General features: G+C 46.9%; 7 protein-coding genes. 4 read left to right on the top strand and 3 right to left on the bottom strand.

The genetic code is table 11. The annotated features are described in order from the left end of the window. Positions 1-22: 22 nt before the first annotated feature. Positions 23-1,369 (bottom strand): exodeoxyribonuclease VII large subunit, encoded by a 1,347-nt coding sequence (gene xseA, locus JEZ96_RS13280; protein ID WP_025008709.1) that lies wholly within the window; start codon positions 1,367-1,369, stop codon positions 23-25. A gap of 120 nt (positions 1,370-1,489) precedes the next feature. Here xseA and guaB point away from each other — a divergent pair, with 120 nt between their 5' ends. Both guaB and guaA read left to right on the top strand, forming a co-directional pair. After that, positions 1,490-2,956 carry an IMP dehydrogenase gene (gene guaB / locus JEZ96_RS13275; protein ID WP_011788710.1) on the top strand — a complete coding sequence of 489 codons (1,467 nt, stop codon included), beginning with the start codon at positions 1,490-1,492 and terminating at the stop codon, positions 2,954-2,956. A 117-nt stretch (positions 2,957-3,073) separates the two neighbouring features. Next, positions 3,074-4,651: a glutamine-hydrolyzing GMP synthase gene (gene guaA, locus JEZ96_RS13270; protein WP_025008710.1), complete on the top strand. Its 1,578-nt coding sequence runs from the start codon at positions 3,074-3,076 to the stop codon at positions 4,649-4,651. 65 nt (positions 4,652-4,716) lie between these two features. On the opposite strand, the gene JEZ96_RS13265 is transcribed toward guaA, so the two are convergent. Further along, entirely contained in the window at positions 4,717-6,102 is a 1,386-nt protein-coding gene (locus tag JEZ96_RS13265) for an IS4-like element ISSpu12 family transposase (RefSeq protein WP_025008858.1), read from the bottom strand. A gap of 152 nt (positions 6,103-6,254) precedes the next feature. Here JEZ96_RS13265 and tadA point away from each other — a divergent pair, with 152 nt between their 5' ends. Continuing rightward, the gene (gene tadA, locus JEZ96_RS13260) at positions 6,255-6,779 is read left to right on the top strand and encodes a tRNA adenosine(34) deaminase TadA (RefSeq protein ID WP_025008386.1); all 525 of its coding nucleotides are present in this window, start codon (positions 6,255-6,257) and stop codon (positions 6,777-6,779) included. A gap of 457 nt (positions 6,780-7,236) precedes the next feature. Here tadA and mltF read toward each other — a convergent pair whose 3' ends face one another. Beyond that, a complete protein-coding gene (gene mltF, locus JEZ96_RS13255; protein WP_011788713.1) occupies positions 7,237-8,670 on the bottom strand; it encodes a membrane-bound lytic murein transglycosylase MltF in 1,434 nt (477 codons plus the stop codon). Positions 8,671-8,948: 278 nt separating this feature from the next. On the opposite strand from mltF, the gene purL reads away from it, so the two are divergent. Beyond that, positions 8,949-12,830 carry a phosphoribosylformylglycinamidine synthase gene (gene purL / locus JEZ96_RS13250; RefSeq protein ID WP_198779881.1) on the top strand — a complete coding sequence of 1,294 codons (3,882 nt, stop codon included), beginning with the start codon at positions 8,949-8,951 and terminating at the stop codon, positions 12,828-12,830. The last annotated feature ends 493 nt before the right edge of the window (positions 12,831-13,323 follow it).

The raw sequence follows: 13,323 nt of genomic DNA, 5'->3' as shown, positions 1-13,323 counted from the left end.
ACGATTTCAGCCTTGCTTAGCCTTATTCGAATGGCTTTATCTGGGTGACAGTTGAGATCACTTGGCCATAGCGTAAGCGAGTTTGTAAGTCATCACCGATAGCCAGTTTATCGACGGAGTCGATCACTTGATTGTGAATATCCGTCGTAATGCTATAACCACGACTTAAAGTGGCTAATGGGCTAACGGTTTCTAATTGATGGGCAGCGTATTTTATCCGCTGTTCACTTTGGCTGAGTTTATCCTGCAATGCATCCTGTAAGCGACTCGCAAGATAACTTAGGCGGGTACCCTCAATGGCGAGTTTATGCTTTGGAGATTGTTGTTCAAGGCGGCTTGCGAGCAACTGCTGACGGCGGCTGAGCAGATGCAAGCGATTTGATAGCGCGGACTCCAGTCGTAATTGCATTTCATCGAATCTTTGTTCGAACTGTTGCAAAGTCCGTTTAGGATCTTGGCGTTGTAATCTATGTTCTAACAAACTTAAGCGTCTTTCTTGCTTGAGCTGATAGTGTCTTACACTTTGCTGCAGCCGCGATAATACAGTCGCGAGTCTTTGGGCTTTATTCTCACTATCTTGAGAGAGAAGTTCGGCACCCGCAGACGGTGTAGGGGCACGGATATCGGCGACATAGTCACTGATAGTGGTATCGACTTCGTGGCCTACGGCGCTGACGATGGGCAGGGCGCTGTTATAAATGGTGTGGGCGAGGGCTTCGCTGTTAAAACACCATAAATCCTCAAGTGAACCGCCACCGCGGGTGAGCAGTAATACATCGACCTCCAACCTTTGATTGGCGATATTAATTGCCTGGCATATGCTCAAGTCCGCAGTTTCACCCTGAACTTGAGTCGGATAGATAATGACTTCGATGGAGGGATCGCGCCTTGCTAATACATGTAAAACATCACGAATTGCGGCACCTGTTGGTGAAGTAATAACGCCAATGCGTTGAATGTTTTTGGGCAGTGGCCTTTTGGTGTCAGCGGCGAATAATCCTTCGGCGGCGAGCTTCATCTTAAGAGCATCAAACTGCTGCGCCAGTAATCCATCACCCGCGGGTAACATGGACTCAATTAATAATTGATAGTCGCCTCTGGGTTCATAAACACTGATTGCGCCTTTGACTAACACTTGCTGACCATTGATGGGTTTAAAGCTGACCGTCTGATTACGGCCTTTAAACATGGCGCAGCGGATCTGGGAGTAATGATCTTTTAGGGTTAAATACCAATGACCTGAGCTAGGGGAAGAAAAGTTGGATATTTCGCCATTAAGCCAAATTTTACCCAATTGTCCCTCGAGGATTTGCCTGACTTCACCATTGAGCCGCGAGACAGTATAAATGTTGTTTTTGGTGCCTTGCATCGAATAACTCAAGAAAATGGGGATATTTGCTATTTTCCATTTACCGCGCCCCATATGCAAGGTATAATCCCGCCGCAATATTTCACCTCTAAATCCTACTCAACTGGGGAGATGTTGCTAATGCTACGTTTAATTAAAGAAGCGCTTACTTTTGACGATGTGTTACTTGTTCCTGCGCATTCTACTGTACTCCCAAATACCGCCGTTCTTAAAACTCGCCTAACCAATACTATCGAACTCAACATTCCGCTTGTGTCTGCCGCTATGGACACAGTTACCGAAGCTCGCCTTGCGATTGCGATGGCGCAGGAAGGTGGCTTAGGTTTTATTCACAAAAACATGAGTATTGAGAAACAAGCCGAAGAAGTGCGTAAAGTAAAAATTTACGAAGCTGGCGTGGTTCAACAACCTGTGACAGTGACTCCTTCAACGACACTTGCTGATCTGAAAGTGTTAACCCTGAAAAACGGTTTTGCCGGTTACCCTGTGGTTAACGAAGCGAATGAGCTTGTCGGTATCATTACTGGCCGTGACGTGCGCTTTGTGACGGATTGGAGCAAAACGGTAGAGGAAGTGATGACGCCTAAGTCGCGTTTAGTCACCGTTGCCGAAGGCACTAAGTTAGATGAAGTGCAAAAATTAATGCACTCTAACCGTATTGAAAAAGTGCTGGTTGTCGATGATAACTTCAAATTAAAAGGGTTGATTACCGTTAAAGACTTCGAGAAAGCCGAGCGTAAACCTAACGCCTGTAAAGATGAGTTAGGCCGTTTACGCGTGGGCGCCGCCGTTGGTGCGGGTGCCGGCAACGAAGAGCGCGTTGATGCGCTGGTTAAGGCCGGTGTTGATGTACTGTTGATCGACTCTTCCCATGGACATTCTGAAGGCGTATTACAACGTATTCGCGAAACCCGTGCCAAGTACCCAGATTTACAAATTGTGGGTGGTAACGTCGCCACGGCTGAAGGTGCTTTAGCCTTAGTTGAAGCGGGTGTTAACGCTGTTAAAGTGGGTATTGGTCCTGGTTCTATCTGTACAACCCGTATTGTAACCGGTGTTGGTGTGCCCCAAATTACCGCGGTTTCCGATGCTGCCGAAGCCGTAAAAGGCTTAGGTATTCCTGTGATTGCCGATGGTGGTGTGCGTTTTTCTGGCGACTTAGCCAAAGCTCTTGCCGCGGGTGCATCTTGTATTATGGCGGGTTCAATGTTTGCTGGTACCGATGAAGCTCCTGGTGAAACCGAGTTATATCAAGGGCGTGCATATAAATCATACCGTGGTATGGGGTCATTAGGCGCTATGTCTCAAGGCTCTTCTGATCGTTATTTCCAATCTGACAATGCTGCCGACAAACTGGTGCCAGAAGGCATTGAAGGCCGCGTGCCTTACAAAGGCAAGCTTAAGGAAATCATCCATCAACATATGGGTGGTTTACGTTCATGCATGGGCTTAACAGGCTGTGCAACCATTAGCGAGCTGAATGAAAAAGCGCAATTTGTAAAAGTGACTTCTGCGGGTATGGGCGAGTCCCATGTACACGATGTGACAATCACTAAAGAAGCGCCGAACTACCGTTCAGGCTCTTAAATGTTTGATGTAGTGGGGCGGCAATAAGCCGCCCCACTAACAATATGTGTGATGCTCTCAAGCTTGACGTTGTCAGTTTTGAGCCAAGTTAAACAATAGATAAAATAAAGGTTATCCATGAGCGATATTCATGAGCACAAGATACTGATCCTCGATTTTGGATCCCAGTACACTCAACTGATTGCCCGTCGTATCCGTGAAATTGGCGTTTACTGCGAATTATGGGCATGGGATGTGACCGAAGCCCAAATCCGTGAGTTTGCCCCTAACGGTATTATCTTAGCGGGCGGCCCTGAAAGTGTGACGGCTGAAAATTCTCCCCGTGCACCTGAATATGTCTTTAACGCTGGCATACCTGTTTTAGGTATTTGCTACGGCATGCAGACTATGTCTGAGCAGTTAGGCGGTAAAGTTATTCAAGGTGTGGGCGAAGGTGAATTTGGCTACGCTCAAATTGAAATGCTGACAAAATCTGCGCTGTTCAAAGATATTGAAGATGCAGTCAATAGCGAAGGGAAACCTCTGCTCGATGTATGGATGAGCCACGGTGATAAAGTCTCTGCGATCCCTGAGGGATTTGTGGCGGTCGCTAAAACCGATACTTGCCCATTTGCTGCTATGGCTAATGAAGAAAAACGCTTCTATGGCGTACAGTTCCACCCAGAAGTGACCCACACTCGTCAAGGCATGCGGATGTTATCGCATTTTGCCTTAGACATCTGTGGCTGTGCCGCCAACTGGAAACCCTCATCGATTATTGAAGATGCGATTGAGCGTTTGAAGAAGCAAATCGGCGATGATGAAGTGATTTTAGGCTTGTCTGGTGGTGTCGATTCTTCGGTTGTGGCTATGTTGCTGCACCGTGCCATCGGTAAAAAACTGACCTGCGTATTCGTTGATAACGGTTTATTGCGATTGAATGAAGCAGCACAAGTGATGGAAATGTTTGGCGATCATTTCGGCCTGAATATCATCCACGTTGATGCGGAAAACCGTTTCCTCGATGCGATGAAGGGCGTTGCAGATCCAGAAACAAAACGCAAAATCATCGGCCGTGTATTTGTGGAAATTTTCGATGAAGAATCGAAAAAATGCGCCAATGCTAAATGGTTAGCCCAAGGGACTATCTACCCCGATGTGATTGAATCTGCTGGCAGCGCCACAGGTAAAGCCCATGTGATTAAGTCACACCATAACGTCGGCGGTTTGCCAGACGATATGGCGCTTGGCTTAGTTGAGCCACTGCGTGAACTCTTTAAAGATGAAGTGCGCAAAATTGGTCTTGAGTTAGGTCTGCCTTACAATATGCTTTATCGTCACCCGTTCCCAGGGCCGGGTCTTGGTGTGCGTGTATTAGGTGAAGTGAAGAAAGAATACTGCGATTTACTGCGCCGCGCCGATGCTATCTTTATCGAAGAACTGCATAAAGCCGACCTGTACAACAAAGTTAGCCAAGCCTTTACCGTGTTCTTACCTGTGCGCTCTGTCGGCGTGATGGGCGATGGCCGTAAATACGATTGGGTGGTGTCACTGCGCGCCGTCGAAACCATCGACTTTATGACCGCCCATTGGGCACATCTGCCCTATGATTTCTTAGGTCGCGTATCAAACCGCATCATCAACGAAGTCGATGGCATTTCCCGTGTGGTTTACGATATCTCTGGCAAGCCGCCAGCGACTATCGAGTGGGAATAACGCCCCCGTTACGTTTATTTTATTAAACTTTGTTTAGTTTAAAGGCGCTTAGGCCTATCTCTTGATCACATCTCGTGTTCAAGAGATAGAGCCAATTCGTAGCCTTCAAGGATGGTTTGCAGTTTGAACCATCCTTCCCATAACCGCTCCCAACCTACTACACCCGTTCCTTTACTATCGTGCCAACCCGCTAATTTTCCTAAACTTAGGTAAGCCCAATGCACACTGGGTGCTTGCTTGGGTGGTTTGCATTGTTCAACTTTCAGCCACAGTAATTTCCACGCTTTGCAACCCAACAATGTCTCACAACTTTGTTGCTTTGCCTGTTCTTCTTGTAACCCAAGATGGCGCAACTGCTGAACTCGCACCGCTATAAACGCTAGGATCGTAATCATACGCTCCAAATTACCTTTGCTTTGTAAGCGCAAATCTTCAACCTGAGTCCCACCGCTTTTCCAGGATTTATGAAAGTCCTCTATCAGCCAGCGCTTTTCATACCAGCACAAGATCGTCAGTGCTTGTTCCGTCGTGGTGACGGGCTCCGACGTCAGCAGGTGCCAGCACAATCCATCGTCATTGCCTTTTTCAATACAACTGACATAAAACAACGGCGTACTTTCGCCAACTTTATTGCTGGGCATTTTCAGGGTTACCGGTGCAAAACGGACTTCACAGGTCGCGACTCTGGCTTTGCGGCCACCTTTTTGTACCACCTCTACCATTCGCTCCCCAGCACTTTGCAACGAATGGCCGTACAGATGTAACTTACCTTCGGCTTCTTCTATATGCCGACTTATCATCGAACGCACCACAAACCGTTGCTGATGTTCGAGTTTATATTGCAGGTACTCAATTAAATCCGCTTCGCGGTCACAGACGCTGACCGCATGTGCCATGTGTTGACCCAAACGGTTAGCGACATTTTGTGAGGCCTGCTGCCATTTAAAACTCTCTTTTTCCCAGTAAGGTCTTTTGGTTGCGTTTTTGTGCTTTCCCATCGTAGCTATGTCGCGGGTCCGCAAATGTTGTTCAATTAAACCAATCAGTTGGTTATGTGATGGTGCGTACAGCAATACTGAATGTGCTTGAAATCCGCGGCTCGATAGATGAGATGTAATATGTCCCAGTTCATCACGGACCCCTTTGTGAGAAAAATTTAGCGAGCTGGTGTCTTCCAGTGCCAGTAAGGTGTCAAATGCTAAGGCTTCTTGCTTCGTTGCCATAAAGCCTGCTTCGGCGATGGCATCGGCCGAAATGGCCTCATTGCGGATAAAACGGTAAGCGGCTTCAATATCAGCGGTAGTTTGACTGGCTTGCGGCACAGATTTTCCCATATGAGCAGCCAGCGTTGCCGATAATGCTATCAAGCGTTTGACGCGCCGAGCATCACCTAAACTGGCATGTTGGAAGAGATGTTGGGCCCATTGTGCTGGGTTGGAAATAAAATTCATAGCGTGCGCCTAAAGTTGTTTTGTAGATCAGATCAACAACATCAGCGCGAGTTCAAAAAAATCCCCGAATTTATCGGGGGATTTGTGTATAAGAGACAGGCCAAGTGCGCCTTTTTTATTGGTTATAGGTATAATTGGCCGTATTTTTACAGATGAGTGACAGTCTAGTGGACCAAATGAAGTTGGACGAATATTGGATGCAAGTCGCGATGCAGATGGCAGAGAAGGCTGAAGCTGCGGGCGAGGTGCCTGTGGGTGCGGTTCTGGTCAAAGACGGTCAGCAGATTGCGACGGGTTACAATTTATCCATTAGCCAACACGATCCTACCGCCCATGCAGAGATCCTCTGTTTACGTAGCGCAGGTAAAAAGCTCGAAAACTATCGTCTTTTGGATGCCACCCTTTATATAACCCTTGAACCTTGCGCTATGTGTGCAGGTGCCATGGTGCACAGCCGGATCGCGCGGGTGGTTTATGGGGCTCGGGATGAAAAAACGGGTGCTGCGGGGACTGTGGTGAATTTACTGCAACATCCGGCGTTTAATCATCAAGTTGAAGTGACATCAGGTGTATTAGCTGAGGCTTGTAGCGCACAGTTGAGTCGTTTTTTTAAACGCCGTAGGGATGAAAAGAAGGCTTTAAAACTGGCTCAAAGGGCGCAGCAAGGGATAGAGTAAAAGCGATAGAAAGTGTTTTTAGTCTTGGGATTGGATAAACGTAAAGAAAAGTTTTTGGCGGTTTAATATTCGACGATGGCGTATTTTTAGCAAAGTACGACGACGTGATGCATTGTTATGATGAATAGTTTTTTTTCTCATATTGACCCCATTTTTGATTATTTTTATTGAGCATTATTTATTCGCATTTTTACTTTGATTTAACGCCTGTAACGCTAATGTTTTATCTCAATTGACTAAGACAGTAGCAGTTGAGATAAGCAGCGGCAATCCCCTTATGGTTATCTGCTTTATAAACCAGCAAGTTAAGGCATCAATTGATGCACTTTAGCGCTTATTCTCTTAATTAAAGATTAAAATTTCTAGATTTTAGGTTAAGAAAGTCAATAGTGAGTGTTGGCTCAATTTCTGTGCGTATAAAAATAACGCTTAAGCATCTTTGGCTTACTTAAATAAGTTATTTAGGTTGATCTGGGCTAAGGGAGCCTGCAGGCATACTGGGGAGTTCTTCAGCAATAAGATCGTTTTGCTCGTCCTCTGGCATAGGCTGTTTTGACTGATTATCCACCCACACCAATGTATCGTAGTAGCGGCGAATACTATCCACGTAATGTACAGCTTCACTGCCACGAGCATAACCATAACGGGTTTTTTGGTAATATTTCCGTTTTTGTAGTAGAGGTAAAACTTTCTTTAGATCTCGCCAAGCATTGGGATTTAATTCCATTGATTCTGCGAGTTTTCGCGCATCTTCCACATGGGCATACCCTATATTGTAAGAGGCTAGTGCAAACCACATACGTTGACTTTCAGGGATGGATTCGGGCAAACGGTTAATCATATCCCTTAGATATGCGGCGCCGCCGCGGATACTTTCTTCTGCATCGAGGCGGTTAGTGATGCCAATTTCTTTGGCTGTGGGTTCTGTGAGCATCATCATGCCACGGACTCCCGTGGGGGAGCGGGCATGCGGATTCCAGTGGGATTCTTGGTAACTTGTTGCTGCAAGTTTACGCCAATCTAAATCACCTGCATGGGTCTCAAACAGTTGACGATAACGAGGAAGGACTGTTTCGATAGCACGCAGGAAAGCACGAGTATCGATATAATCGAAACGTTTAACGTGGCCAAAATACTTTTCATTGAGATGATCGAGCGTCCCTGCGAGCTTTTCTTGATGCCAGAAAGCCAATAATTGGCTCATAAGTGCATCGCTGTGAGTCGGTGGTAATAACCAGACCACATCGAGTTTTTCTTCAAGCACAGGGCCAGAACGTAAATCGGGTAGATAACGACGGTTAATTTGCACACTGCTGGAGTCGGCGATGGTGTAATCAATTTCTTTATTCGCGATCATCGCCAGCAACTCTTCACTATCTTTATCTGTTACTTGATCCCAGACTAAACTCGGATGATGTTTTTGCAGTTGAGTCAATGTCTCTACAAACGCTGAGTCAGCAATGATAGTGATTCTTCCTTTTAACTTGCTGATATCTTTGGGAGCTGCCACGCCTTCTCGATAAACGAGCACTTGATTAACGCGATATAAAGGTGGGCCTAGACGGAATTGTTCTCTTCGCGCAGGCGTTTCTGTCATACCTGCGGCAATAATATCAATATCATTCTTTTTTAGGGCGTCATAGAGCTCTGAGCGGTTAGTATAAGGCACCATTTTTAAGGGGACGTTGAGATATTCGGCAAATCGCAGCGCCATATCGTAGTCAAATCCACTATTTCCTTGGCCGGATGTCATATAGATCTGAGGGCCATAAAGGGTTCCCACCCGCAGTTCAGTGAGCTGATGAGGAACGAATTCTGGTTCGTCCACGGTCACCTGCTGACAGGCAGTCAGTAAGAAACCTAAGATGATAATAAGCAGAAATCGAGTCATTAAATGCGCTTTGTTAAATAAAATCAATACGATGAAAAATAGATGGTCAGTGAGGTATCAGAGATAAAATGGCTGACAGTGCTGTGATTATATCCGTTTGTGTGGGATAACGAAAAAAATTTGTACAGGGGAGAAGGAGGAGTCTGATAACACCACGCTTTTTATCTCACAGGAAACACTGTTTTGCGTAAGGTCACAGGTGATTTGTGATAGACATTTCCCTATAATAGCGCCACATCTGACCCCTGCAATAATAAATAATAAGGTGAATAGACGTGATGGAGATCATCCGCGGAGCCCCCGCACTCTCGATGTTTAGAGTGCAAAAGCTAATGGAGGCCTGCGTAAACGCGGCGCTTCCGGTACGCCAAATCTATGCTGAGTATGTGCATTTAGCGGATTTGAGCGAGTTGCTCGACACAAATGAACGCCAGCAACTTGAAAAAATTCTCACCTATGGACCTGCGATAGAAGCTCATATCCCCCAAGGTTCACTCCTGTTTGTTACTCCTCGCCCCGGCACAATTTCCCCATGGTCATCTAAAGCCACTGATATCGCCCACAATTGTGGTCTTGGTAAGGTGAAGCGTTTGGAGCGAGGCGTTGCGTATTATGTCGAGTCAGATGCACTGACAGCGGCTCAACAACAAACCTTAAATGCGTTGCTGCACGATCGTATGGTTGAAATTATCCTCGATGATTTTGCTAAAGCCGATGTGCTGTTCAAACGCACTGAGCCTGCGCCGTTTAAGAGTGTCAATATTCTTGGGGAAGGTCGCCGCGCACTTGAAGTGGCTAACACTGAATTGGGGCTTGCCTTAGCCGAAGATGAAATCGACTATTTAGTCGAGAACTTTGTCCGTTTAGGCCGTAATCCGAACGATATTGAATTGATGATGTTTGCTCAGGCAAACTCTGAGCATTGTCGTCATAAGATTTTTAACGCAGATTGGACCATTGACGGTGAAGTTCAGCCTAAGTCATTGTTCAAGATGATCAAGAATACTTTTGAAACCACGCCTGATCATGTGTTATCTGCCTACAAAGATAACGCTGCAGTGATGGAAGGTTCGGTTGCGGGTCGTTTCTTCCCCGATCCTGATGGGGTATACAACTACCACACTGAACCTATGCACATCCTGATGAAAGTGGAAACCCACAACCATCCAACCGCCATCAGCCCCTATCCTGGCGCTGCAACCGGTTCGGGTGGTGAGATCCGTGATGAGGGTGCTACGGGGCGTGGCTCTAAACCTAAAGCGGGTTTAACAGGTTTTAGCGTATCCAATTTAAAAATCCCAGGTTTTGTTCAGCCATGGGAAGGCAATTACGGTAAGCCTGAACGTATCGTGAGTGCACTGGATATTATGACCGAAGGCCCCTTAGGTGGTGCTGCATTTAATAACGAGTTTGGTCGTCCGGCACTGGTCGGTTATTTCCGTACCTATGAACAGGAAGTCAGCAGCCACAACGGTGTTGAAGTCCGTGGTTACCACAAGCCGATTATGTTAGCCGGTGGTTTAGGTAACATTCGTGAAGAACACGTGCAAAAGGGCGAAATTACCGTTGGCGCTAAGCTGATTGTGCTCGGTGGCCCTGCGATGAACATAGGTCTGGGCGGCGGCGCGGCTTCCTCTATGGCATCGGGGCAATCGAGCGAAGACTTGGATTTTGCTTCTGTGCAACGTGAAAACCCAGAGATGGAACGTCGTTGTCAGGAAGTGATTGACCGCTGTTGGCAGCTTGGCGATAAAAACCCTATCCAATTTATCCACGATGTGGGCGCGGGCGGTTTGTCGAACGCTTTCCCAGAACTCGTGAATGACGGCGAGCGCGGCGGTTTGTTTAATCTGCGTAATGTGCCTTCGGATGAGCCTGGCATGAGTCCGCTGGAAATCTGGTGTAACGAATCACAAGAACGTTATGTGCTGTCAGTTGCCCCCGAAAATCTGGCGCTATTTACTGCCATCTGTGAGCGTGAGCGCGCGCCTTTTGCTGTGGTGGGTGAAGCGACGGCGGAAAAACACCTGACGCTTAGCGACAGCCATTTCGACAATAATCCTATCGATTTACCACTCGAAGTCTTATTAGGCAAAGCGCCTAAGATGAGCCGTGATGTGGTATCGGCCAAAGCGGTATCGCCCGCGTTAGCGCAAGACAAGATTGATGTTAAAGAAGCGGTTAAACGCGTACTGAGCTTGCCGACTGTCGCAGATAAAACCTTCCTTATCACTATTGGCGATCGCACAGTTACAGGTTTAGTGAACCGTGACCAAATGGTGGGCCCATGGCAAGTGCCTGTGGCCGATTGCGCGGTGACTGCGGCAAGCTTTGATACCTACGCTGGTGAGGCTATGTCACTGGGTGAACGTACACCGCTGGCACTGCTTGATTTTGGTGCCTCTGCCCGTATGGCGGTGGCTGAATCCATCATGAATATCGCTGGTGCCGATATCGGTTCATTTAAGCGTATCAAGCTTTCTGCCAACTGGATGTCTGCCGCGGGTCACCCTGGTGAAGATGCGGGTCTTTATGAAGCGGTGAAAGCCGTAGGTGAAGAACTGTGTCCAGAGCTCTGCCTGACCATTCCGGTCGGTAAAGACTCTATGTCGATGAAGACCGCATGGCAGCAAGATGGCGCGGATAAAACCGTGACGTCGCCTATGTCATTGGTGATCACTGCTTTTGGCGTGGTGCAAGATATTCGCAATACAGTGACGCCAGAGCTACGCACAGATAAAGGCGAAACGTCTTTACTGTTAGTAGATTTAGGTGCGGGCAAAAATCGTTTAGGCGGTTCTTGTTTAGCCCAAGTGTTTGGTGAGCTGGGTGATATTGCGCCGGATCTTGACGATGCTGCACTGCTGCGTGGTTTCTTCGAAACCATGCAAAATCTAGTGGCTAAAAAGTCGGTTATCGCTTACCACGACCGTAGCGACGGTGGTTTATTCACTACCTTAGTGGAAATGGCTTTTGCTGGTAATACAGGTTTAGACATAGATGTAGAAGACTTGCAGGGCACGGATTTAGAACGACTCTTTAATGAAGAGCTCGGCGCTGTGCTGCAAGTGAGCCGTGACAACGCTGCGAAAATTGCCGCTCAGTTTGCAATCGCTGGCGTACCTTGCCATGTGATCGGAACCCTCGCCGACGATCAACGCATCACCATTAAAGATGGCGCGCGTGAAATCTTCAGTGATACCCGTGTTGCGCTGCGTACTGTGTGGTCAGAAACCACGTATCGTATGCAAGCTTTGCGTGATAACCCAGCCTGCGCGCTTGAAGAGTTCAAACTTAAGCAAGACGAAACCGATTTAGGCTTAACCGTTAACTTAAGTTTTGATCCAAGCCAAGATGTTGCCGCGCCTTATATTCTTAAGGGCGCTGCGCCTAAGATGGCGATTTTGCGTGAGCAGGGCGTTAACTCCCACGTAGAAATGGCAGCAGCCTTTGATCGCGCTGGCTTTGAAAGCCGCGACGTACACATGTCGGACATTTTATCTGGCCGTATTAGCCTAGAGGATTTCCAAGGCCTAGTGGCCTGTGGTGGCTTCTCCTACGGTGATGTATTAGGCGCAGGTGAGGGTTGGGCTAAGTCGATTCTGTTTAACGAGCGTGCGCGCGATGAGTTTTCACGTTTCTTTGAACGTGACTCAAGTTTCGCCCTTGGCGTGTGTAACGGTTGTCAAATGCTGTCGAACCTGAAAGAAATTATCCCAGGTAGCGAGCACTGGCCACGTTTTGTGCGTAACCGCTCAGAGCGTTTCGAAGCGCGTTTCAGTTTAGTTGAGGTGCAACAGAGCCCGTCGTTATTCTTCCAAGGTATGGCGGGTTCTCGTATGCCTATCGCCGTATCTCACGGTGAAGGTTTGGCTGAGTTTGCCAGCCCTGAAGCGCTGGCGATTGCCGAAGCGTCAGGAACGATTGCGCTGCGTTTTGTTAATGGTAAAGGTGATATCGCGACTCAGTATCCACAAAACCCGAACGGTTCGCCAAATGGCTTGACAGGGATTTGTACCACTGATGGCCGCGTAACCTTGATGATGCCGCACCCCGAACGTGTGTTCAGAACCGTAGCGAACTCTTGGCATCCGGATACTTGGGGTGAAGATAGCCCTTGGATGCGAATGTTCCGTAATGCGCGAGTGACCTTAGGTTAACCTCCTCAAATACAAGAAGTTTAAAGTTTAGGTCATCAAAAAAGGAGCGAATTTTTTCGCTCCTTTTTTATATTCTAAATGCATGTTTTATTAAAATTAGCCATTTCAATATATTAGCCTTTATTGCAAATAATCTATTGTACTTAAGTAACTAAATTCTCGCTTTAATTGCCAATTACCTCTTAATGAGTATGTTGCACACTCGATAAATCTTTAGTCTCAATCTTCTAAAGCGATTTCCCTTACAAAAAATAGGGTATAGGAAAAGAAAAAGCCTCCAACTCAAGGAGAAGGAGGCTGGTTTTGCGCTAACAAAACTTCAAACTAAATCAGGATCTATATCGAGTAATATGTAAAATCTTAAAGCTCGTGTGCTTTATAAAGTTCAACAAAAACAGGCTTGTAGATGTTAATTAGACGTTCAAATAAGTTTGTCATATCGCTGTCTCCATAACAAAGTTAAACCAAGATGTGCGATATCGGGCTTTTCTGG

It is taken from the genome of Shewanella putrefaciens (genome assembly GCF_016406325.1).
Taxonomy (GTDB): domain Bacteria; phylum Pseudomonadota; class Gammaproteobacteria; order Enterobacterales; family Shewanellaceae; genus Shewanella; species Shewanella putrefaciens.
Note: the sequence above shows the minus strand (reverse complement) of the source record. Positions and strands in the feature narration are given on the sequence as shown.

What these genes read in the sequence shown, in the direction of transcription:
- xseA (WP_025008709.1), bottom strand. Translation starts at nt 1,369, where the DNA reads ATGCAAGGCACCAAAAACAACATTTATACTGTCTCGCGGCTCAATGGT.
- guaA (WP_025008710.1), top strand. Translation starts at nt 3,074, where the DNA reads ATGAGCGATATTCATGAGCACAAGATACTGATCCTCGATTTTGGATCC.
- guaB (WP_011788710.1), top strand. Translation starts at nt 1,490, where the DNA reads ATGCTACGTTTAATTAAAGAAGCGCTTACTTTTGACGATGTGTTACTT.
- JEZ96_RS13265 (WP_025008858.1), bottom strand. Translation starts at nt 6,102, where the DNA reads ATGAATTTTATTTCCAACCCAGCACAATGGGCCCAACATCTCTTCCAA.
- mltF (WP_011788713.1), bottom strand. Translation starts at nt 8,670, where the DNA reads ATGACTCGATTTCTGCTTATTATCATCTTAGGTTTCTTACTGACTGCC.
- purL (WP_198779881.1), top strand. Translation starts at nt 8,949, where the DNA reads ATGGAGATCATCCGCGGAGCCCCCGCACTCTCGATGTTTAGAGTGCAA.
- tadA (WP_025008386.1), top strand. Translation starts at nt 6,255, where the DNA reads ATGAGTGACAGTCTAGTGGACCAAATGAAGTTGGACGAATATTGGATG.